Annotated in this window: 20 protein-coding genes; 8 read left to right on the top strand and 12 right to left on the bottom strand. The window is 64.0% G+C overall.

The annotated features are described in order from the left end of the window. Positions 1-21: 21 nt before the first annotated feature. The 3 genes from GR328_RS06130 to der all read left to right on the top strand — a co-directional run bounded on the left by GR328_RS06130 (position 22) and on the right by der (position 2,759). Positions 22-612: an NnrU family protein gene (locus GR328_RS06130; RefSeq protein WP_160883638.1), complete on the top strand. Its 591-nt coding sequence runs from the start codon at positions 22-24 to the stop codon at positions 610-612. A 107-nt stretch (positions 613-719) separates the two neighbouring features. Then, complete coding sequence (locus GR328_RS06125) at positions 720-1,397, top strand: tetratricopeptide repeat protein (protein ID WP_160883637.1); 678 nt, start codon at positions 720-722, stop codon at positions 1,395-1,397. Positions 1,398-1,415: 18 nt separating this feature from the next. After that, positions 1,416-2,759, top strand: a complete 1,344-nt coding sequence (der, locus tag GR328_RS06120) for a ribosome biogenesis GTPase Der (RefSeq protein WP_160883636.1) — start codon at positions 1,416-1,418, stop codon at positions 2,757-2,759. 442 nt (positions 2,760-3,201) lie between these two features. Here der and GR328_RS06115 read toward each other — a convergent pair whose 3' ends face one another. From GR328_RS06115 to rpsF, 11 genes are all read right to left on the bottom strand, one after another. After that, a complete protein-coding gene (locus tag GR328_RS06115) occupies positions 3,202-3,945 on the bottom strand; it encodes an SDR family NAD(P)-dependent oxidoreductase (protein ID WP_160883635.1) in 744 nt (247 codons plus the stop codon). Positions 3,946-3,954: 9 nt separating this feature from the next. Further along, positions 3,955-5,442: an amidophosphoribosyltransferase gene (gene purF, locus GR328_RS06110; RefSeq protein ID WP_160883634.1), complete on the bottom strand. Its 1,488-nt coding sequence runs from the start codon at positions 5,440-5,442 to the stop codon at positions 3,955-3,957. Between the two features lie 111 nt (positions 5,443-5,553). Further along, the gene (locus GR328_RS06105) at positions 5,554-6,168 is read right to left on the bottom strand and encodes a CvpA family protein (protein WP_160883633.1); all 615 of its coding nucleotides are present in this window, start codon (positions 6,166-6,168) and stop codon (positions 5,554-5,556) included. A 508-nt stretch (positions 6,169-6,676) separates the two neighbouring features. Further along, positions 6,677-7,846, bottom strand: a complete 1,170-nt coding sequence (locus tag GR328_RS27960) for a hypothetical protein (RefSeq protein ID WP_160883632.1) — start codon at positions 7,844-7,846, stop codon at positions 6,677-6,679. Positions 7,847-8,230: 384 nt separating this feature from the next. After that, positions 8,231-9,631 carry a DNA repair protein RadA gene (radA, locus tag GR328_RS06095; RefSeq protein ID WP_160883631.1) on the bottom strand — a complete coding sequence of 467 codons (1,401 nt, stop codon included), beginning with the start codon at positions 9,629-9,631 and terminating at the stop codon, positions 8,231-8,233. Then, on the bottom strand, positions 9,631-10,746 hold the full coding sequence (gene alr / locus GR328_RS06090) for an alanine racemase (RefSeq protein ID WP_160883742.1): 1,116 nt from the start codon (positions 10,744-10,746) through the stop codon (positions 9,631-9,633). Before alr ends, radA begins: the two co-directional genes overlap by 1 nt. A gap of 44 nt (positions 10,747-10,790) precedes the next feature. Continuing rightward, positions 10,791-12,284 (bottom strand): replicative DNA helicase, encoded by a 1,494-nt coding sequence (locus GR328_RS06085; protein WP_160883630.1) that lies wholly within the window; start codon positions 12,282-12,284, stop codon positions 10,791-10,793. A 318-nt stretch (positions 12,285-12,602) separates the two neighbouring features. Continuing rightward, a complete protein-coding gene (gene rplI / locus GR328_RS06080) occupies positions 12,603-13,166 on the bottom strand; it encodes a 50S ribosomal protein L9 (RefSeq protein WP_160883629.1) in 564 nt (187 codons plus the stop codon). 25 nt (positions 13,167-13,191) lie between these two features. Further along, positions 13,192-14,154, bottom strand: a complete 963-nt coding sequence (locus tag GR328_RS06075) for a DUF2232 domain-containing protein (protein WP_160883628.1) — start codon at positions 14,152-14,154, stop codon at positions 13,192-13,194. 129 nt (positions 14,155-14,283) lie between these two features. Next, on the bottom strand, positions 14,284-14,535 hold the full coding sequence (gene rpsR, locus GR328_RS06070) for a 30S ribosomal protein S18 (RefSeq protein WP_160883627.1): 252 nt from the start codon (positions 14,533-14,535) through the stop codon (positions 14,284-14,286). A 2-nt stretch (positions 14,536-14,537) separates the two neighbouring features. Continuing rightward, the gene (rpsF, locus tag GR328_RS06065) at positions 14,538-14,936 is read right to left on the bottom strand and encodes a 30S ribosomal protein S6 (RefSeq protein ID WP_160883626.1); all 399 of its coding nucleotides are present in this window, start codon (positions 14,934-14,936) and stop codon (positions 14,538-14,540) included. 433 nt (positions 14,937-15,369) lie between these two features. Between rpsF and GR328_RS06060 the strand changes: the two genes are divergently transcribed. The 5 genes from GR328_RS06060 to era all read left to right on the top strand — a co-directional run bounded on the left by GR328_RS06060 (position 15,370) and on the right by era (position 19,118). Continuing rightward, positions 15,370-16,128 (top strand): pyridoxine 5'-phosphate synthase, encoded by a 759-nt coding sequence (locus GR328_RS06060; protein ID WP_160883625.1) that lies wholly within the window; start codon positions 15,370-15,372, stop codon positions 16,126-16,128. Next, positions 16,125-16,556: a holo-ACP synthase gene (acpS, locus tag GR328_RS06055; RefSeq protein WP_160883624.1), complete on the top strand. Its 432-nt coding sequence runs from the start codon at positions 16,125-16,127 to the stop codon at positions 16,554-16,556. The genes GR328_RS06060 and acpS overlap by 4 nt, the downstream gene beginning before the upstream one ends. Before the next feature lie 191 nt (positions 16,557-16,747). Continuing rightward, positions 16,748-17,503 carry a signal peptidase I gene (gene lepB, locus GR328_RS06050; RefSeq protein ID WP_160883741.1) on the top strand — a complete coding sequence of 252 codons (756 nt, stop codon included), beginning with the start codon at positions 16,748-16,750 and terminating at the stop codon, positions 17,501-17,503. 3 nt (positions 17,504-17,506) lie between these two features. Continuing rightward, the gene (rnc, locus tag GR328_RS06045) at positions 17,507-18,217 is read left to right on the top strand and encodes a ribonuclease III (RefSeq protein WP_160883623.1); all 711 of its coding nucleotides are present in this window, start codon (positions 17,507-17,509) and stop codon (positions 18,215-18,217) included. Then, a complete protein-coding gene (gene era, locus GR328_RS06040; protein WP_160883622.1) occupies positions 18,204-19,118 on the top strand; it encodes a GTPase Era in 915 nt (304 codons plus the stop codon). The genes rnc and era overlap by 14 nt, the downstream gene beginning before the upstream one ends. 24 nt (positions 19,119-19,142) lie before the next feature. Here the strand turns inward: era and GR328_RS06035 are convergent, their stop codons facing one another. Further along, positions 19,143-20,783, bottom strand: a complete 1,641-nt coding sequence (locus tag GR328_RS06035; protein WP_205789770.1) for a methyl-accepting chemotaxis protein — start codon at positions 20,781-20,783, stop codon at positions 19,143-19,145. Positions 20,784-20,957: the final 174 nt, after the last annotated feature.

Genomic DNA, 20,957 nt, shown 5'->3' with positions numbered 1-20,957 from the left:
TATTCCCTAAGGAGATCGAATGTGACGCTGCTTGTTCTAGGCCTAATCCTGTTTCTCGGCACCCATTCCTTCAGCATGGCGCGCGGCCTCCGGGCGGCGGCCATCGGCCGCATCGGGCCCGGGCCGTTCAAGGGGCTCTATTCGCTCCTGTCCCTTGCCGGAATCGTTCTCATTGCCGTCGGCTACGGGCAGTACCGGGCGAACGGATATATCCCGGTCTGGGATCCGCCCGTCTGGACCCGGCACTTGGCGCTTCTGCTGGTCCTTGTCTCCTTCGTCTGCTTCGCGGCGGCCTATCTTCCAGGCCGCATCAAGCAGCGGCTCAAGCATCCCATGCTGGCAGGTGTCAAGATCTGGGCCTTCGCTCATCTGATCGCCAATGGAGATCTCGGTTCCATCCTGCTCTTCAGCTCATTCCTGGCGTGGGCGGTCGTGGCGCGCATCAGCGTGAAGCGCCGGGACGTGGCGGCCCAGCATGGCGGCACGGCGGCGCCCGCGGGTTGGCGCAACGACATCCTAGCCGTCGCGATCGGAGGTGCCGCCTATGTGGCTTTCGTGCTCTGGCTCCATCCGCTCCTGATCGGCGTGCCCGTCATGCCCGCGAGAGCGTGAAGCGACTTGTCCGAGGAAACCTCTGGAAACCTCTCGCCTTGCGCGGGGGGGTATGCTAGGCGACCCACTTCTATTCGAGGAGGCGGCCCGCTGGCCGCATGAGGACGATGGCCACGAACCGGAACGACGAGTTCATTCGCGAAGTCGATGAGGAATACCGCCGCGACCAGCTGGCGAAGATTTGGGCTCGCTACAATGGCCTCATCATCGCCATCGTCGTTCTTGTCGTGATCGGCGTCGGCGGCTGGCGCTATTGGGAGCATGTGCAGGAAACCCGCGCCCAGGCGGCCGCGGTTCGCTTCGAGGAGGCGCTGAAGCTTTCCAGCGAGAACAAGCCCCAGGAAGCCGAGGCTGCTCTGGAGGCGCTCGCGAAGGACGGCGACACCGGCTACAGCCTGCTCGCCCGCTTCCGGCTGGCCGCCGAGCAGGGCCAGCAGAACGCCGAACAGGGCGCCGCCGCCTATGATGCCCTGGCCAATGATGCGGGCGTGGCGCCGCTCTGGAAGGATCTGGCCCGTCTGCGCGCCGCCTGGCTGCGCCTCGACACCGCCGATCCGGCCCAGATCCGTCAGGTTGTCGAGCCCATGGCCGCCCCCGGCGACGCGTGGCGGCATACTGCGAGGGAACTCTTGGGGTTGTCGGGCCTTAAGGCAGGCGACATGGATTACGCCGGGCGCTGGTTCGACCAGATCGCGGCCGACCGTGAGACGCCTCCCGCCCTGCGGCAGCGGCTTGCGGTCTACACCGCTCTCGTGGCGGGTGGCCCCGTTCAAGTGACTCAGTAAAGTCGGAGCATCAGGGACATGACGCCCACCGTCGCCATTGTCGGGCGGCCGAATGTCGGCAAGTCGACTCTCTTCAACCGCCTCGTGGGCAAGAAGCTCGCGCTCGTCGACGACCGTCCGGGCGTGACCCGGGACCGGCGCGAGGGTGAGGCGCGTCTCGGCGACCTGGAGTTCCGGATCATCGACACCGCCGGGCTGGAGGAGGCGACGGAGGAGTCGCTCCTGGGCCGCATGCGCGCCCAGACCGAAGCCGCCATCGAGGATGCGGACGTCATTCTCTTCGTGGTCGATGCGCGCGTGGGCGTGCTGCCCGCCGACAGGCCCTTCGCCGAGATGGTGCGCCGCTCCGGCAAGCCCGTGATCCTCATCGCCAACAAGGCCGAGGGCGGCGCGGGTATGGCCGGAGCCTACGACGCCTTCTCGCTGGGTCTCGGCGAGCCGGTGCCGCTCTCCGCCGAGCACGGTGAGGGCATGGCCGATCTCTTCGAGGCCCTGATGCCTCTCTTCCCAGATCCCGACGAGGACGGGGAGGAGGAAGACCCCAACAAGCCCCTGCAGGTGGCCATCGTCGGCCGCCCCAATGCGGGCAAGTCGACACTCATCAACCGCATGGTGGGCGAGGACCGCCTGCTCACCGGTCCCGAGGCCGGAATCACGCGCGATTCCATCTCTCTCGACTGGGAATGGCGCGGGAAGCCCGTGAAGCTGTTCGACACGGCGGGCCTGCGCAAGCGCGCCCGCGTCGAGGACAAGCTCGAGAAGCTCTCCGTCGCGGATGCCCTGCGCGCGGTGCGCTTCGCCGAGGTGGTAGTGGTGTTGCTCGACGCGACGATCCCCTTCGAGAAGCAGGATCTCTCCATCGTCGATCTGGTCGAGCAGGAGGGCCGCGCCCTCGTGATCGGCCTCAACAAGTGGGACCTCGTGGCCGACAAGCCGGGCCTGCTGACGGAGCTGAAGGAAAAGGCCGCCCGCCTGCTGCCGCAGGTGAAGGGCGCGCCCGTGGTGCCGCTCTCGGGGCTCGCGGGCAACGGCATCGACCCGCTCATGAAGGCGGTGTTCCAGGTCTACGAGACCTGGAACCGGCGCATCTCGACGGCAAAGCTCAATCAGTGGCTTCAGGAGGCCATCGACGCCAACCCGCCGCCCGCCGTCTCGGGCCGCCGCATCAAGATCCGCTACATGACCCAGGTGAAGTCGCGCCCGCCGCATTTCGCCATCTTCGGCAACCAGCTCGACGCCCTGCCGAAGAGCTACACCCGCTACCTGGTCAACAACATCCGCGAGGCCTTCGACCTGCCGGGCGTCCCGATCCGCGTGTCCCTGCGCATGGGGCAGAACCCGTTCGACAAGGACCGGAAGTAGGCGCGCGCCGCCTTTGCCCTTTGCGGCGGAGCCGTGGGCAAAGGGCAAAGGCCAGGTGAACGGCGGAACCGGTTTCCTCCGTGTCATCACCGGCCTTGTGCCGGCGATCTCTGTCCGTTGAGGCGCGGTGCTCTTCTTCGCCGGGATGGCCAGGACAGGCCGGTCATGACGGCGCATAGGTGCCGAAGGGCCTCACTCCTCAGACCTTCTGAATACGCTCCGGCTCTCCGTCCTGCGTCCGACGAGTTCCGGAGGCGCAGCGCTGTTCTGGATCGGGATCATCGGCGCGAGGCGGGAATGACGGGAAGGAATGGCTCCATGCTCTCCCGACCCCTCCGGTTTTCGGTGAGCATGCTCACCTCATCATGACCGGGCTTGCCTTGCGGGTCCTCTCTCGTCATTCCCGGCCCTTCGCCGGGAGCGCGAGGGTCCCGGGAGTGCTTCAGGCCGGCATCTGCGGCGTAAGGATTTGGCCGCCTTGCGCGAAGTCGTAGATCTTGCCGGTCTCGGTCCACGTGGGCAGGGCGAGCTTCACGATGTGGGGCGCGAGGTCCTCGGGCGTCTTGAGGGTCAACGGGTCCTCGCCCGGCATGGCGGCACGGCGCATGGAGGTGCGCAGGGGGCCCGGGCTCAGGAGCATCACCTTGACCGGCGTCGTCACCGTTTCGGCCGCGTAGGTCCGCACGAGCGCCTCCAGGGCGGCCTTGGAGATCGAATAGGTGCCCCAATAGGCGTTGCACTTGTGGGCAGCGCCGGAGGTCAGGAAGATGGCGCGACCCGCATCGGATGCGCGCAGCAGCGGATCGAAGGAGCGGATGAGGCGGTAATTGGCCGTGACGTTCACGGTCATCACCTCCTCCCAGACCGGCTGGTCGATATGGGTGATCGGGGCGAGCTCGCCGAGCTGGCCCGCATTGCCGAGGAGGATGTCGAGCTTGCCCCAGCGCTCGTAGATCGCGGCGCCCAGCCGGTCGAGAGCGTCGAGATCCTTCAGGTTCACCGGCACGAGGGTCGCGGAGGAGCCTTTCGCGCGGATTTCGTCGTCGAGGCTCTCCAGCGCGCCCTGGGTGCGGGCCACCGCGACGATGTGCGCGCCGGCCTCGGCCAGCGCCAGCGCGGCCGCGCGCCCGATGCCGCGGGAGGCGCCGGTGACGACTGCGACGCGGTTGAGAAGGGGCTTGTCCATGAGGCGTCCTCAGTCGGCTTCGGCCAGAAGGGCGAGGCGGCGCGGGGTGGCGACGGACAGGTCCGTCAGAGCCGTCGGGTAATCGCCCGTGAAGCAATGGTCGGTGAATTGCGGCTGTGCCGGATCGCGGCCCTTTTCGCCCATTGCCCGGTAGATGCCCTCGATGGACAGGAAGGCCAGGGAGTCCGCGCCGATGTACTCCCGCATCTGTTCGAGATCGTGCGTGGCGGCGAGGAGCTTCTCCTTCTCCGGCGTGTCGATGCCATAGAAATCGGGATGGGTGATCGGCGGGCTCGCGATTCGGAAATGCACTTCCTTTGCGCCGGCCTCGCGCATCATGCGCACGATCTTCACGGAGGTCGTGCCGCGCACGAGGCTGTCGTCAACCAGGACGATGCGCTTGCCCTCGATGGCGGCGCGGTTCGCCGAGTGCTTCATGCGCACGCCGAGTTCGCGGACCGACTGGGTGGGCTGGATGAAGGTGCGGCCAACGTAATGGTTGCGGATGATGCCGAGCTCATAGGGCAGGCCGCAGGACTGGGCGAAGCCCAGCGCTGCCGGGACTCCCGAATCCGGCACCGGAATGACCACGTCTGCATCGGCGGGGGATTCTTTGGCGAGTTCGCGGCCCATGCCCTTTCGGACCTCGTACACGCTGCGGCCGTTCACGATGGAGTCCGGGCGGGCGAAGTAGATGTATTCGAAGATGCAGGGACGGGGTGGCACTTTGTCCGCGAAGCGGAAGGATTCCACGCCCTCCTCGGAGATCACCACGCATTCGCCATTCTCCACGTCCCGGACGAAGCGGGCGCCGATGATGTCGAGCGCGCAGGTCTCGGAGGTCAGGATATAACGGCCGTCGAGCTCGCCCAGCACCAGCGGGCGGATGCCCATGGGATCACGGGCGCCGATCAGCTTCTTGTTGGTGAGGGCCACGAGCGCATAGGCGCCCTCGATCTTCTGAATCGCTTCCACGAAGCGGTCGACCACCCGGCCCTTGCGGCTGCGGGCGACCAAGTGGACGATCACTTCCGTATCTGTTGTGGACTGGCAGATCGCCCCGTCACGGATCAGGTTGCGGCGCAGAGTGAGGCCGTTTGTGAGATTGCCGTTGTGAGCCACGGCGAAGCCGCCGCCATCGAGTTCCGCGAAGAGGGGCTGCACGTTGCGCAGCACGGTCTCGCCGGTGGTCGAATAGCGCACGTGGCCGATGGCAGACACGCCTCCAAGCCGCTCGATGGTCGTCCGGTCGGAGAAGCTGTCGCCGACAAGGCCGAGCTTTCGTTCGGAATGGAATACGTCACCATCGAAGGAGACAATGCCGGCCGCCTCCTGGCCGCGGTGCTGAAGGGCATGCAGGCCAAGGGCGGTGATCGCCGCCGCATCCGGATGACCGTAGATGCCGAAGACACCGCATTCTTCACGCAGGGTATCGCCGTCGAGGTCGAGGTCCACCTTCTTGGGGGTGACCTGCCACGTCTCAGACCTGGAAGACATCATGATTTCCTTGGGATCCGCGCCCCCACCGGCGCGGGCTCTATGTAATCCCCCCGAGGCCAAACGCCAATGGGTTTTCCTGTCGCTCGTTAATCAGTGAACAGAAGCGGGTCAGCCCCGGCGCTGGGAGGGCTGCGGCGCGGGAGCGGACGGAGCCGGCGCGGTTCCGCGCTGCGGGTCCGGCTCGACCGGCTCCACAGGCTCGGCGTCCGGGGCTTCGGGTGTCTTGAGCTTCTGGAGCAGGGCTTCCGTGTTCTCCGGCAGCATGGCGATGATGCTGTCGCGGGTATTCTCCATCGCCGGGCGGGTCTTGGAAGCGACCGCCCATTCGGGCTCCTTGCCCTGAAGCAGCCAGCTCAGGAATGCCCAGCCGATCACGCAGATCAGAAAGCCGCGAGCCGCGCCGAAGAACAGGCCCAGCGTGCGGTCGAGGGCGCCGATGCGGGAGTCGAGAATGAGGTCGGAAATCTGAACGGTGATGATCGACACGATGATCAAGGTCACCACGAAGATCGCGCCGATCGCCGCCACGAGCGCCACCGTGTTGCTGCTGATGTATTGTTGCGCGATGGGCAGGGCCGCTGGGTGCAGGTACCAGGCCGCGGCCGCGGCCACCACCCAGGCCACGATGGCCAGAACCTCGCGGGTGAAGCCGCGCACGGCCGCGAGAAGGGCCGAGATCAGGACGATTCCGATGACGACGAGGTCCAGAACAGAAAAGGGCATGAGCCAAGCCTACGCAGAAATAAGGACAAGGGCCGCAATCGCGGATCGAGGCCAGGCTGTATAGCCCCAAGAGACGCTTTCGTCACCCCTATGGTGGGGCGGGGCAGGAGCTTCGAAAAGAGGACATGAAAAAAGACCTCGGCAGAAGCCGCCGAGGTCAGGGGGAGAGGAGGACCTGTGAACTCTCGCGGGCGGCAAACGCGCCGAAAAAGCTCATGTACCGGAGTAAATGATCGAGAGGAGAGGTCAATTAGACCGGATGGCCTAAGGGCGGAGCGCGAATGTGCCCGCTCGATCCATGAGATTGCACCGCCGGATGACAGGGCATGCGCCGTCTTCGTGCGAATGCGGCGAAACAGATAACGATGGCGTAACCAGAAGCATCGCCGCAACCTCGACGCTGGTGGCGGTAGCGGCGATGTCGCGGGAAAACTCCCCGACGGCGGATGACACGATTTTCACGGTGCCGGGCCGGGGTTTACCGCCTGCCCGACATCGGAAATTCGGATCAAACGAAGAGGAAGTCTCCGGCAGAGACGGAGGTGCCCGGCTTCAGCTTGGCGATCGCGAATCCCTTGCCGCGGCCCGAGCCGTCAAGATCGAGGTAAACGAAGCCGGTCTTGCTGTCGTAGGTGACGAAATCATAGGAGTCCCTCGCATGGCCTTTGGCGAAGAACTTGCTTTCCAGCTTGCCCTTCTCGAAGACCTTGTCGAGGCTGTAGAAGCCCTTCGCCTTGCCCGCCTTCGTGCCAGCCAGAGTTTCGTGGACCTCTTGTTTGGCAACCTTAACCTTGAATGCCTTCAGGGCTGCGAGGCTGATCTGGATGGTGTCATCGACCGGGTTGAAGTCCACGACATAGTCGAAATGCCCCTTCTTCACGGCCGTGTCGAACACGAAAGTGTCCTTGCCTGAACCTCCGAAGAGGATGTCCTTGCCCGCGCCGCCCTTGAGAACGTCGTTGCCGCCCAGTCCATAGAGCCGGTCGTTGCCGGAGAAGCCCTTGATCACGTCCGCGCCCGCTCCGCCGACGAGACGGTCGTTCTTCCACGTGCCGTTCACGAAGTCGAAGACATCGGACACCTCAATGGTCAGGCTGGCCATATAGGTGTTGTTGTCGGAGTCCTTGACCTCGACCGTGATCTGGTGGGACTGCGCAACCAGATAATCCAGCAGCGAACCGTCTTTCACGACGATCTTGCCGTCGACAACGTCGAAGCGGCCGCCGGCATCGTCGGTCAGCGTGTAGGTGAAGGTCTCGCCAGAATCCGGATCCGTCACCGAGAGGGCGCCGATCTCCATTCCGTTTTCCGCATGCTCGATCACCGAGGTGTTCAGCAGAGCGACAGCGGTCGGTGCGGTGTTGTCGTTTACGGAGACCGTGAAAGCAGTGTCTGCAACTACCGTGCCGTCGGAGCCCTCGGCAGAAACCGAGATGGAGAATTCCTTGAGTTCGGCAGTCTCGTAGTCGAACAGCGAGCCGCCAGCGGTCTTCAAGATCAATTCGTAGAGGCCCGTCACCGCGTTGAACTTGATTTCGAAGCGCTCGCTCAGGCTGTCGGCGAGCGTATAGGTGAAGGTCTCGTCAATGGAGCCGCCATCAATGCTCAAGGTACCAATGACCGTTCCTGCCGGCGCTGTTTCAAGGAACGTCACATCGGAGAGAAGAATCGTAGCCATAATTTCCTCGATAGATAGGAAGACTTGCTCTCCCACCGATGAGGTACTCCTGAAGAGCTTGGTGGCTAAAGAAATGAAATTGCCGATAAAGATCAATTAGACCGGATGGTCTAAGGCATCGGATGGAAAGGCGGACTCTCTTTTCCGATCCGCCTATCGTGTCATGGCCTCGCCTGTCCCGGCTATCTCGATGGGACGTGCGCGGCGGATCAATTCTTCGGGATTACCGGCACGATGCCGGTGATGGCGGGAGCGGGAGCGCCATGGCACTCCCGCTCCGCTGATGAAGGGGCGATGCCCTGTTCCGGAAGTGGAGCGCAGGCCCCGAGATCGGGACGACTTTTAGGGTCGATGCGCTAGAGGGACTGGTTAAAGGAGGTTGGTTCAGGAAACCTTACGCCGCCGTGCGGCGATTCCTGCGACGAGATCGGTGATATGGCCGATGGAGGATGTAGCGAGAGGCAGCTTTTCCGGCTTGTTCTTGTCGACACGCGGAGCGGGGGACACGGCACTCGAAAAACCGAGCTTGGCGGCCTCCTTCAGGCGGGATTGTTCCTGAGCTACCGGACGGATCGCTCCGGACAGGCCCAGCTCGCCGAAGTAGACCGTGTCAGGCGGCAGCGGATTGCCGGACAGGGAAGAGACGAGAGCCGCCGCCGCTGCGAGATCCGCGGCAGGCTCGGTGATCCGCAATCCGCCCGCGACATTGAGATAGACGTCATGCATGCCGAGCTTCAAACCGCCATGAGCTTCCAGCACGGCGAGAACCATGGACAGGCGGCTTTGGTCCCAGCCCACGACGGCGCGGCGCGGCGTACCCAGGGAAGAGGGGGCAACGAGGGCCTGGATCTCCACGAGGAGCGGACGCGTGCCCTCCATCCCGGCGAAGACGGCGGTTCCGGGAGTGGCCAGATCGCGCCCGGCGAGGAACAGCTCTGACGGATTGGGAACCTCGCGCAGTCCCTGATCGGACATCTCGAAAACGCCGATCTCGTCGGTTGGGCCGAAGCGGTTCTTCACTGCGCGCAGGATACGGAAATGGTGTCCCGTATCGCCTTCGAACGATACCACCGCATCCACCATGTGCTCGACCACACGGGGCCCGGCGATCTGTCCGTCCTTGGTGACGTGGCCCACGAGAATGACGGCGGTGCCCGTGGTCTTCGCGAAGCGGATGAGCGCCTGGGCGGAGCCGCGTACCTGCGTGACCGTTCCGGGCGCCGATTCCACGGTCTCGGTCCACATGGTCTGAATGGAATCGATGATCGCGAGCGCAGGCGGGCGGCCTTGGCTCAAGGTGGCGATGATGTCTTCCACATTGGTCTCGGAGGCGAGTTCCACCGGCGCCTGTCCCAGACCCAGCCGCTCGGCGCGCAGGCGTACCTGCGCCACCGCTTCTTCGCCCGAGATATAGGCGACCCGCTCGCCGCGATTGGCGAGGGCGGCGGAGGCCTGCATCAGCAGGGTCGATTTGCCGATGCCGGGATCGCCTCCGAGCAGGATGATGGAGCCGTGCACAAATCCGCCGCCCGTCACGCGGTCGAGTTCCGCGATGCCGGACGGGGTGCGCGGCGCTTCCTTGGTCTCGCCGGACAGACCTTCGAGTGGGAAGATGCGGCCCTTCGCACGCGAGGGACGTGTGGCGACGGGGCCCGACATGGGGCTTGCGGATCCCGTCTCCTCGACGATGGTGTTCCAGCCGCCGCAGGCCTCGCACTTTCCCTTCCAGCGGTTATAGACCGCCCCGCATTCCTGGCAGACGAAGGAGGGATGACGCTTGGCCATCAAGCCTGCCTACCGCGATAGGTGCGGGCATAGCGGCGGCCCAGACTGGTGAGGATCTCGTAGCCGATGGTCCCAGCCCGGCGGCCGACTTCATCGACGGTGAGAGCACCGCCGATCACGGTTGCCGTGTCGCCGCGCTTGACGTTCCTTTCCGGAATTTCGGTCACGTCGACGGTGATCAGGTCCATGGAGACGTTGCCTGCGAAGGGGCAGGGACGTCCGGCGATCAGAACCTGACCGGCCAGAAGCTCCTCGCCGCTCCTGCCGCGCGCGCTCGCCGAGCGCGGATAGCCATCCGCATAGCCGATGGAGAGCGTAGCGATGCGGCGGCGGCCGAGAGCGAGCCAGCGTGCGTTATAGCCGACAGTGTCGTCTTCCTCGACCCAGCGCAGCTGAACGATGCGCGCTTCGAGGCCGACGACGGGCCTCATGGGATTGTCCTGATCCGGCAGCGGGTTGCCGCCATAGAGGGCATAGCCCGGCCGCACAAGGTCGAAATGCGGCTTCTCCTTGAGGAAGATGCCGGAGGAGTTGGCGAGCGAGGCCGATATACCGGGCAATGTCTCGCGAACCGCCTTGAAGGCCTCGATCTGTCGGAGATTGATCGGATTGCCGCTTTCTTCCGCGCTCACGAAATGGCTCATGAGAAGCGCTGTTTCGAAGTCATTCAGCTCCGTGCGGTCTTTCAGCGTCAGGCCCTGGGGAACCGTGAGGCCGAGGCGGTTCATACCGGTATCGACATGGATCGCGGCGGCATGCTTCTGCCCCTGCGCTCGGCAGAACGCCGCCCATTCCTCGATCTCCTCAAAGGAGCCGAGCACGGGCCGCAGGCCATGCTCCAGGTAAGCGGGAGGCGTTCCGGGGAACAGGCCGTTGAGCACGTAGATCGTGGCGCCGGGTGCCACAACCCGTACCCTGATCGCCTCGCTCAGATGCGCCACGAAGAACGTGTGGCATCCGGCCTGCGCGAGAGCGGGAACCGCCTGCTCGATCCCGGTACCGTAAGCGTCGGCCTTGACCACCGCGGCGGCCTGTGCGCCGCCCGCAGCATCGCGCAGCGTGCGCCAGTTAGAGGCCAGGGCAGAAAGGTCGATGTGGAGGAGGCCGCCGGCCATCTCCTGGGGGATGGGGCTGACGGAGCTTGTCTGTTCGGTCCTGGTCAATCGCCGATCCGTTCGGGTAGTTTGTCTTCGTCTGCGAGGTTGGTGAAGCGGGTGATGTCGGCCTGGAAGGCGAGCTGCACGGTGCCGGTCGGACCGTGACGCTGCTTGCCGATGATGACCTCGGCCTTGCCGTGAACCTGATCCATCTCCGCCTGCCACTTGAAGTATTCTTCGGTGCCGGGCTTCGGCTCCTTGTTCTTCAGATAGTACTCCTCGCGGTAAACGAACATGACCACGTCGGCATCTTGTTCGATCGAGCCCGATTCACGAAGGTCGGCGAGCTGCGGCCGTTTGTCGTCGCGCGCCTCGACCTGACGGGAGAGCTGGGAGAGTGCGATAAGCGGAACGGAAAGTTCCTTGGCGAGCGCCTTCAGGCCGGTGGTGATTTCGGTCAACTCCTGCACCCGGTTCTCGCCCTTCTTCGCCGAGCCCGAGAGTAGCTGCAGGTAGTCCACGATGAGAAGATCGAGGCCGCGCTGGCGCTTGAGACGTCGTGCGCGGGCGGTGAGTTGCGCGATCGAGATGCCGCCTGTCTGGTCGATATAGAAGGGGATCGACTGCATCTCGCGGGCGGCTTCGGTGATCTTGTAAAAATCGTCCTCGCGCATGTCGCCGCGGCGGATCTTATAGGAGGGTACGCCCGACTGCTCCGCGATGATACGGGTGGCGAGCTGCTCCGCCGACATTTCGAGGGAGAAGAAGCCCACGATGCCGCCGTTCACGGTCTTCAGAGAGCCGTCCTGCTGCTTCTCCGCCTTGTAGGCCTTGGCGATGTTGAATGCGATGTTCGTTACGAGCGAGGTCTTACCCATGGCAGGGCGGCCTGCGAGGATGATCAGGTCCGAGGGCTGAAGACCGCCGAGGGACTTGTCGAGGTCGATGAGCCCAGTCGAGATGCCCGACAATGCGCCTTCGCGCTTGTAGGCCGCCGCCGCCATGTCGATGGCGGTGGTGAGCGCATCGGAGAAGCGCTGGAAGCCGCCGTCGGAACGGCCCGTTTCGGCGATGGCATAGAGGCGACGCTCCGCCTCCTCGATCTGCTCGCGCGGCGGACTGTCCACGGGGGCGTCGAAGGCGGTGTTGACGATGTCCTCGCCAATATTGATGAGGCTGCGGCGGATCGCGAGATCGTGGATCGTGCGGCCATAATCCTCGGCGTTGATGACCGTGGTCGCTTCGGCCGCGAGGCGGGCCAGATATTGCGAGACGGTGACGCCGCCCAGGTCCTGGTCGCCGAGGAAGGTCTTCATCGTGATCGGGGTCGCGACCTTGCCCTGCTTGATGAGGCTGGTCGCGACCTCGTAGATCCGGCGATGCAGATCCTCGATGAAATGCTCGGGCTGGAGGAAGTCGGAGACGCGGTAATAGGCGTCGTTGTTGACCAGGATCGCGCCCAGCAGGGCCTGTTCGGCCTCGAGGTTGCTGGGAGGCGTGCGAAACTGTGGCTCAGCGGTTTCCAAACGGGCGATCAGGGCATTGGCGGTGGCCATCTGGCGCTCCGAAAAAGAGGGAAGGATTGATGCTCTTAGACCCGAATTAGTGTCCGAAAGGTTGCTGTTCAGACACAGGAGTGGGGCTTGGAGGCACCTGTCCTCATTGTCCTCAATACTCACACGCAGCGAGATCCCGCGACTCTTCAGGCTTGACTCTACCGCGGCCGAAGAACTCAACGAAAAAGCGCTTCTCATCGAATCGATGAGAAGCGCTCATTCTGGAACAAAGCAAGAACCGACGCAAGGCTCAGGTTCCTGTCCGTCTCAGGGTGTCCCATGGAATGGCGGATCCGCCTTTCCATGGGGTCTGATTGCTTAGAGCTCCACGTCGCCAGCGTCGGCGAGGGCTGCGCCGACCTCAAGGCCGAGGTCGTCCAAGCTGGTCTCCTCGCGAGCAGTGACCGCCTCGCCGCGAGCCTGGCGCTCGGCTTCCTCGGGGCTGCGGGCAACGTTGATGGTCACCGTGACCTCGACCTCCGGATGGAGTGTGACCGGCACATTGTGCATACCCAGGGTCTTGATCGGCGTGTTAAGGACGATCTGATTGCGATCGACCGTGAAGCCGTTCTGGGTCATCACCTCGGCGAGGTCGCGGGTCGAGACCGAGCCGTAGAGCACGCCCGTCTCGCCGGATTGGCGGAGAATGACGAAGCTCTGGCCGTTCAGCTTCTCGGCGACGCTCTCGGCTTCCTTGCGGCGCTCGAGGTTGCGGGCCTCAAGCTGGGCGCGCTGCTGCTCGAAGTGCTTCTTGTTGGCCTCGCTGGCGCGCAGAGCCTTGCCGCGCGGCAGGAGGTAATTGCGGGCGTAGCCCGAGCGAACCTTCACGGTTTCGCCCATCTGGCCGAGCTTCGCGACGCGTTCGAGAAGGATCACTTCCATTGGTATTCTCCTTTGATGTTCGTGATCAGATAGAAGGGGTAGGTGGCTGTTTCGGCCCTTTTCCACCGAAGCGGCGGCGAATGCCGAAGATCGTATCGGCGAGGCCGAAGAGGGACAGGGCGGTCACCATGATGCCCTGGGTCATGAACAGCAGCGCGTAAAGTCCCGCCAGGATGAAGCCGCGTCCAGGCTTCCCCCGAGTGCGTTCATGGATGGCGGCAAGGCCCTGCAGGGTGAACGCCATCAGGAGCGCCCCAAAGAGAGCATAGCCGAGTGCCCCGACAAAGCCCTCGAACTGCGTCAGGACGAATGCTAGCGCCGGCGCCCAGAGGATCGCGCGCGGCATCTCCAGTTCCGGAACCGGCGACCAGGGGCGCGGCAGGCGCCCGGAAGCCGAGACGATCTTCCCAGCGAGCCAGAGGTAGAGGCCCAGGAAGAAGGTGAAGCCGAACGCCGACAGGGCGGGCGTCATGGTCGCGAGCGTACCGGTCAGAGCCTCACGGGCTTCCTCGGTCCCCTGTTCGGGAGCCTCGAATACGAGGGCGACGAAGGCTTCAGCGATCTGGCGCGCCCGCGCCTGGAAGGCGCTGTAATCGCCGCCCGAAGAAATCACGCCCGTGGCCACGATGGTTACCGCTGCCGTTGCGGCGACCCAGGCGAGGAGCCGCCCGATGGGGTACCACTCCATCGTGCCGTCGGCACCCTGGCGCCCTAGGAGGGCCAAATAGGCGAGCCACCATGCAGGCAGCCCGGTGATGGCCACGAAGCCGATGGCGCTGACGGACGAGCCCGTGAAGACCGCGATGGCCAGGCCGCCCACCAGCGTGGCGACGAGCCCCGAGCGATGGTTCCAGCCGAGCGCGACGATGAGAATAGGAAGCGGAGCAAGCATGGCGAGCAGGACAGCCAGCATGGTCTCCTTGACCACCACTACTGTCAGAAGGGCCGAGACGAGGCCCGCGCCGATGCCTGTTGCGATAAAATTCATGGTTCTCGCTGTCCCGCTGCTCGCCGGCAGGGTTAGGGGCCGTCGCCCCAACTGACCCGGCGGGTTTTCACCGCTGGGCAAAGGATTTCGGGTGGGCCGCGGGAAAGCGCGCCCCACCCGGAAGTCAAATTAGCGGATCACGTAGGGCAGCAGGCCCAGGAAGCGGGCGCGCTTGATCGCCTGGGCGAGTTCACGCTGCTTCTTGGCCGATACGGCCGTGATGCGCGAAGGAACAATCTTGCCGCGCTCAGAGATGTAGCGGGACAGGAGCTTCGTGTCCTTGTAGTCGATCTTCGGCGCGTTGGGACCCGAGAACGGGCAGGTCTTGCGACGACGGAAGAACGGACGACGGCCACCGCCGCCACCAGCACCAAATGCCATGATTAAGCCTCCTCGCCTTCGCCGCCTTCAAAGCCGCCGTCGCGCTCGCGGCGCTCGCGGTCCTTGCGCTCGTCGCGGTCACGCTTCTGCATCATCACGGACGGCTCGGTCTCGAGCTCGTCGACCTTGATGGTCATGAAGCGAAGGATGTCTTCGTTGATGCGCATCTGACGTTCCATCTCGGCAACCGCGTTAGCAGGAGCGTTGAGGTTGAACATCGTGAAGTGCGCCTTGCGGTTCTTCTTGATGCGGTAGGCGAGGGACTTCACGCCCCACATCTCGGTCTTCTCGACGTTGCCGCCGTTCTGCTCGATAACACCCTTGTACTGGTCGACCATTGCTTCGACCTGCTGGGGCGTCACGTCCTGGCGGGCCAGGAAGATATGCTCGTAGAGAGGCATAATGGGCCTTTCTCAGGTTTGAGGATCTGGCCTAAGCACCACGTTCGGGTAAGTGTTCAGGCCGGTTTCGCGCGTCCGATCGGCGCCAAGCCCTTCGAGCCTGCAAGGCCCGAGCGGTTGTCGAAGGCGGAGACACGGGACGACGGGTCCGAGAACCCTGTGCGGGAGGCCGCACCGTCCGTTCAGCCCCCGGCCGGAGCGAACGCGAAGCGGGGGCTATAGTCGAAAAAATCGAATAATGCAAATGTACCTGCATGTGCCCGGCTCGTCATGTCCGGACTCGCGCCGAGGTCTGTGATTTTGTTGCAGGTGTCCGTGACGGGGAGGGCATGGACGAGGTGGCGATAAGGGAAACGCCTCTTTATCGTTGACAGCTTCCCTGTACCTTGAGCAGGGCTATGGCGAATGCACCAGTCTGGGCTAAAACATCTCTATGAAAGCTCTTCCTCTCCGCCTTGGCGTCAATATCGACCACGTTGCGACCGTCCGGAATGCCCGTGGGGGGATCCATCCAGACCCCGTCCGGGCCGCGCATATGGCCGTGCTGGCCGGGGCTGACGGCATTACGGCCCATCTGCGCGAGGACAGGCGCCATATCCGGGATCAGGATATGGAGCGTCTGAAGCGCCAGCTTTTCGTCCCCCTCAATTTCGAGATGGCGGCGACACCGGAGATGATCGAGATCGCCACGCGTATCCATCCCCATGCGTGCTGTCTCGTGCCGGAAAAGCGCGAGGAGCGAACGACGGAAGGGGGACTCGACATCATCGGCGGCGCTACCCATCTGCGTCCGATGATTCAGGAATTGAAGGACCAGGGTATCCGCGTCTCGCTCTTCGTCGAGCCCGAGATCCAGGTCATGGACGCCGCCCGCGAACTGGGTGCGCCCGTAGTCGAGCTTCATACCGGCACCTATTGCGAAGCCGTTGACGATGGTGACGAGGCCAAGGTCGCTCATGAGCTGGAGCGCCTGCGCGGGGCTGCCGCCCATGGGGCCTCCATTGGGCTGGAGATCCATGCCGGCCACGGTCTGGCGCTCAATTCGGTTCGTCCGGTCGCTGCCATCCCGCAGGTCGTGGAGCTGAATATCGGCCATTTCCTTATCGGGGAGGCAATCTTTATGGGACTTGACGAGGCGGTTCGCGCCATGCGCGCCGCCATGGACGAGGGCAGGGCACAGGTAGCCGCATGATTCTCGGAATCGGATCGGACCTCTGCGACATCCGCCGGATCGAGCGCTCCATCGAACGCTTCGGGGACCGCTTCACTCACCGCATTTATACGGAAGGCGAGCGGGCCCGCAGCGACCGCCGCGCCGCCCGTGCCCCCTCCTATGCCCGGCGCTTCGCCGCGAAGGAGGCCTGCGCCAAGGCGCTCGGAACGGGGCTCAGCCAGGGGGTGTTCTGGCGCGACATGGAGGTTGTGAACCTGCCGGGCGGCCGCCCGACGCTGCGACTCTCCGGCGGAGCCCTGGAGCGGCTCAGGGGCATGACCCCGCAGGGATACGAGCCGGTCATCCACGTCTCGCTGACGGACGATCCGCCTCTGGCTCAGGCCTTCGTCGTGATCGAGGCCATTCCCCTCGGCGAGACGGGCGCGTTGCGGCGGTCCCCGCCATAGGTTAGAGCATGGCGGCGAACCGGCATGACTGCGGGTTCGGAAGCTCTTAAGCTTCGATTTCTCGAGAGCGGCTTGCACTTCGGCCTCCCAGTGCAAGCCGCTCTCGATCATGCGACGCACAAAGGCGGCTTCAAGCCGTCGCGTTCCTCAAGAATGGGTCGGATCAAGTGAGCGACAACGCCAAGCAAAGCATGGGTGTCACCGTGAAGAAAAAGGAAGAAGAAGGTCTCTGGGAAACGATCAAGGTCATCATCCAGGCCCTCCTGATCGCGGTGGTGGTCCGCACTGTCCTGTTCCAGCCCTTCAACATTCCCTCGGGCTCCCTCATTCCGACTCTGCTGATCGGCGACTATCTGTTCGTTTCGAAATATGCATACGGCTACTCCAAGCACTCGATGCCCTTCAGCCCGCCCCTGTTTTCCGGGCGCATCTTCGGCTCCGAGCCGAAGCGTGGCGACATTGCTGTGTTCAAGCTGCCCAAGGACAACTCCACGGATTACATCAAGCGGGTCGTCGGCCTGCCGGGCGACCGGATCCAGGTGATCGGCGGCGTGCTGCACATCAATGGACAACCGGTTCAGCGCGAGCGCGTGGACGATTATCAGACGGTGGATGAATACGGCCGCTCCACCGCCGTGCCCCGCTACAAGGAAACCTTCCCCGACGGGAGCAGTCATTTCGTCATCGAGCTCAAGGGCGACCGGGCTTACTGGGACAACACCGAGGTCTACACGGTCAAGCCCGGCCATTATTTCATGATGGGCGACAACCGGGACAACTCGACCGACTCCCGCGACGAGGCGAATGTGGGACAGGTTCCGGCTGAGAACCTCGTCGGTCGGGCGGAGATCATCTTCTTCTCCATCGACGAGGGTGCCTCCCTGTGGCGCTTCTGGGAGTGGCCGCAGCACATTCGCTGGAATCGTCTGTTCGAGCGGATTCATTGAGCCGTGGCCCGTCGCAAGCCCAATTATGACGAATTGCTGAAGAGGCTGGAATACCAGTTTCAGAAGCCCGAACTTCTCGATGAGGCTCTCACGCATGTGAGCGCCCCCAAGGCCAGTGGACAAAGCTATCAGCGGCTCGAGTTCCTCGGGGACCGGGTGCTCGGCCTCGCCATTGCCGAGACACTTTACAGTGCGTTCCCAAAAGCGCCCGAAGGCGAGCTGTCACGGCGCCTTGCCGAACTGGTACGCCGCGAAAGCTGTGCCGAAATCGCGATCGCCTGGGATGTCGGCCCCTATCTCAAGCTCGGCGCGGGCGAGGCGCATTCGGGCGAGCGGCGCAACCCGACCATCCTGGCGGACGTGTGCGAAGCAATCATCGGGGCCGTTTTCCTTGACGGCGGCTATGATGCGGCCAGGGAGCTGGTGGAGCGCAGCTTCAAACCATTGCTGGAAGCGCCTCGCCGCGCCCTGCGCGATCCCAAGAGCGCGCTTCAGGAATGGGCGCAAGGGCGTGGCCTGCCGCCGCCCATCTACACCGTCGCCGAACAGACGGGGCCGGATCATGCGCCCAAGTTCCGGGTGATGGTGAAGGTGACGGGTACCGAAACCGAGTTCGGGCAGGGCACATCGAAGCGCATTGCGGAACAGGCCGCGGCGCGACGCCTTCTCCTTCGGGAGGGCGTCTGGACGGAGGAAGAACATGGAACAGCCTGAGCCGACCAACACCAAGGCGGGTTTCGTCGCGCTCATCGGCGCGCCCAACGCAGGAAAGTCGACCCTGCTCAATGCGCTCGTGGGGTCCAAGGTCTCCATCGTTTCACGCAAGGTGCAGACGACGCGCGCTCTAGTGCGCGGCATCGCCCTTGAAGGCGACACCCAGATTGTATTCGTGGACACGCCGGGCATCTTCAAGCCCAAGCGCCGCCTCGACCGCGCCATGGTCACATCGGCCTGGGGCGGGGCAGGGGACGCGGATGTGGTCGCCCTGTTGCTCGACGTGCGCAGAGGCATCGATGAGGAGGCGGAGGCGATCCTCGGCAAACTGCCCGAGCTGAAGCAGCCGAAGGTGCTGATCCTCAACAAGATCGATCTGATCGAGCGCTCGAAGCTCCTGGAATTGGCGGCGAAGCTCAACGAGAAGGTGCCTTTCGCCCATACCTTCATGATCTCGGCGCTGAACGGCGACGGCATCGGCACGCTGAAGAGCCAGCTCGCCGCCATGATGCCGGCAGGGCCGTGGCTCTATCCGGAGGATCAGATCTCCGACGCACCACTGCGCATGCTCGCCGCAGAGATCACCCGCGAGAAAATCTACGAGCGCCTGCACGAGGAACTGCCGTACCAGTCTACTGTCGAGACGGACCAGTGGCAGCAGCGTCCGGACGGCTCCGTGCGCATCGAGCAGACCGTGTTCGTGGAACGGGATAGCCAGCGCAAGATCGTCCTCGGCAAGGGCGGCCAGACCATCAAGGCCATCGGACAGGCCGCACGCAAGGAAATCGCCGAGATTGCCGAGGCGCCCGTGCATCTCTTCATCTTCGTGAAGGTGCGCGAGAACTGGAGCGACGATCCCGAGCGCTATCGCGAGATGGGGCTGGAATTCCCGAAGGGCTGAGGCCGGACGCTCGCCGTGCTCTTCTTAAGCCCGGTAAGCGATCCTCAAACCTCCCCAATGACGTCCGAGAACGCGGATCGGAACGTCCACCTCCTGCATCATCACGATCTTTCCGCCGCCCATGTCACGGGCATAGGCCTGCACGATGAACGGGCGCGTGGAGCGGGCGGCGGTGATTCCGGCGCGGTCGTCGAAGATCCGCTTGTTCCGGCAATTGGCGGCGTTCCAGATCGGGTCGTTGGCGCGCTGGGGCTGCGAATAGATCCGGTTATGAACCGGGATGTAGCCGTTGCGATCGATGGGCAGGCAAAAGGCCATTGCCGCATCGGACGCCAGAACTTTCTCGAGGATGGGCGGCAAGACGCTCTCGAAAACGGGAAGGTAGGCGGTGCCGTACTGCGCAGGATCCGTGCCTGGAAGAAACCGGTAATCCGTATCGAAGACCGCCTCGCGCGAGACGCTGCCATCCGTTACCGCCCGCTCGATCAGCTTCTCCACCTTGCGGGCGGTTTCCTGAGCCAGCACGATGCGGGGTTTGTAGCTGGCCTCGACCTCGGCGACGAAGCTCTGGATGCGGCCGCGTGCTTCGGTGTCGAGCCGGTCGAAGGTGCAATGGAGGCCCATGGAGCTCGACGCGACGATCCGAACATTGACGCGTCCCGTCTCTCGCGTCTCGATCTCCGCATGCTGCCCGGGTGTCATGCGCATCGCTTCAGGCAAGGCCAAGAGCACGCCGCCGGTGCTGAGATCAATCAGACGTGAAACAAAGTTGTTCAGGCCGGCGCGAATCGTTACGGGACGCTCGACGGGGAAGCGATCGGATTGGCGCCTGTCGCCGAGCTCGCTCTGCCGAATGACGGTGACGAAACGCTGACCCAGGGCCTTGGCCAAGCCATCCGCCGTTCTCGTCGCCTGATCGGCTTGGTTGGCACGATGGCTCGCATCGAGAGAGATGGTGTCCACATCGCCTGCACGGTCGCTGACCTTGCTCACGCTGTTCGATGTGACGCTTGCGAGGCGCGAGACCTCCTCGATAGCGGCATTCTGTTCCCCGACTGCATTGCGCACCGTGTCGAACACGGGGCGGACGTCCTGAACCATGGCGACGACCGAGGCCACCGCATCCGTGGACGCTTCCGCTGTTTCGCGCAGACGGTCGATCCGTTGCCGGATGCCGTCGGCGGCCTTGGCCGTCTCTGTGGAGAGGGTTTTGACCTCGCTGGCGACGACGGCGAAGCCGCGCCCGGCCTCGCCGGCGCGAGCCGCCTCGATGGTGGCGTTCAATGCGAGAAGGTTGGTCTGCCTTGCCACGGCGGAAATCGTGTCGACGATGCCGACGATTTCGGCGGTTGCCGCGGAGAGCTGCTCGATCAGGCTGCCGGCCTTCTGCGCCGCCTGAACGGCGCTGTCGATCCGCTCGCTGGCATGGTCCATCGCTCGGCCGATCTCGGAGGCCGTCGCGGTCAATTCTTGCGTCGAAGAGGCCAGCGAGAGCGTCTCACCGGAAGCCGAGCGGCCGGAAGCGGCAAGCTCTTCCGCATGGATGCGGATTTGCGCCAAGTCCTTCTCCACCGCCGCCACATCCGCGGCCGCAACGGCAATGGCCTGAGTGACCCCCTGAATTGCCTTGAGGACATCCGCCTCAAGGGCATTCACGACCTCCATATCCCGGACTCTGTCATGTGCCGGCGGGGAAGCCTGGAACTCTGTCGGTACGGAGGGAGCGGCTTCTGAAGATTTGTCTTGAGACATTTGGCGTCGCAGGAGGCCGAGCATTATTCAGCTCTTATGTTTGATGATTCCCGCAAGTGATTCTGAAATGCCGGGCATGCGCGAAGC

Origin of the sequence: Microvirga makkahensis (assembly GCF_009830105.1) — a bacterium.
Classification (GTDB): domain Bacteria; phylum Pseudomonadota; class Alphaproteobacteria; order Rhizobiales; family Beijerinckiaceae; genus Microvirga; species Microvirga makkahensis.
Note: the sequence above shows the minus strand (reverse complement) of the source record. Positions and strands in the feature narration are given on the sequence as shown.

Coding starts and splice junctions, on each gene's coding strand:
- GR328_RS06125 (WP_160883637.1), top strand. CDS start 720: ATGGCCACGAACCGGAACGACGAGTTCATTCGCGAAGTCGATGAGGAA.
- der (WP_160883636.1), top strand. CDS start 1,416: ATGACGCCCACCGTCGCCATTGTCGGGCGGCCGAATGTCGGCAAGTCG.
- GR328_RS06115 (WP_160883635.1), bottom strand. CDS start 3,945: ATGGACAAGCCCCTTCTCAACCGCGTCGCAGTCGTCACCGGCGCCTCC.
- purF (WP_160883634.1), bottom strand. CDS start 5,442: ATGTCTTCCAGGTCTGAGACGTGGCAGGTCACCCCCAAGAAGGTGGAC.
- GR328_RS06105 (WP_160883633.1), bottom strand. CDS start 6,168: ATGCCCTTTTCTGTTCTGGACCTCGTCGTCATCGGAATCGTCCTGATC.
- GR328_RS27960 (WP_160883632.1), bottom strand. CDS start 7,846: ATGGCTACGATTCTTCTCTCCGATGTGACGTTCCTTGAAACAGCGCCG.
- radA (WP_160883631.1), bottom strand. CDS start 9,631: ATGGCCAAGCGTCATCCCTCCTTCGTCTGCCAGGAATGCGGGGCGGTC.
- alr (WP_160883742.1), bottom strand. CDS start 10,746: ATGGCCGGCGGCCTCCTCCACATCGACCTTTCTGCCCTGGCCTCTAAC.
- GR328_RS06085 (WP_160883630.1), bottom strand. CDS start 12,284: ATGGCCACCGCCAATGCCCTGATCGCCCGTTTGGAAACCGCTGAGCCA.
- rplI (WP_160883629.1), bottom strand. CDS start 13,166: ATGGAAGTGATCCTTCTCGAACGCGTCGCGAAGCTCGGCCAGATGGGC.
- GR328_RS06075 (WP_160883628.1), bottom strand. CDS start 14,154: ATGAATTTTATCGCAACAGGCATCGGCGCGGGCCTCGTCTCGGCCCTT.
- rpsR (WP_160883627.1), bottom strand. CDS start 14,535: ATGGCATTTGGTGCTGGTGGCGGCGGTGGCCGTCGTCCGTTCTTCCGT.
- rpsF (WP_160883626.1), bottom strand. CDS start 14,936: ATGCCTCTCTACGAGCATATCTTCCTGGCCCGCCAGGACGTGACGCCC.
- GR328_RS06060 (WP_160883625.1), top strand. CDS start 15,370: ATGAAAGCTCTTCCTCTCCGCCTTGGCGTCAATATCGACCACGTTGCG.
- acpS (WP_160883624.1), top strand. CDS start 16,125: ATGATTCTCGGAATCGGATCGGACCTCTGCGACATCCGCCGGATCGAG.
- lepB (WP_160883741.1), top strand. CDS start 16,748: ATGGGTGTCACCGTGAAGAAAAAGGAAGAAGAAGGTCTCTGGGAAACG.
- era (WP_160883622.1), top strand. CDS start 18,204: ATGGAACAGCCTGAGCCGACCAACACCAAGGCGGGTTTCGTCGCGCTC.
- GR328_RS06035 (WP_205789770.1), bottom strand. CDS start 20,783: ATGGAGGTCGTGAATGCCCTTGAGGCGGATGTCCTCAAGGCAATTCAG.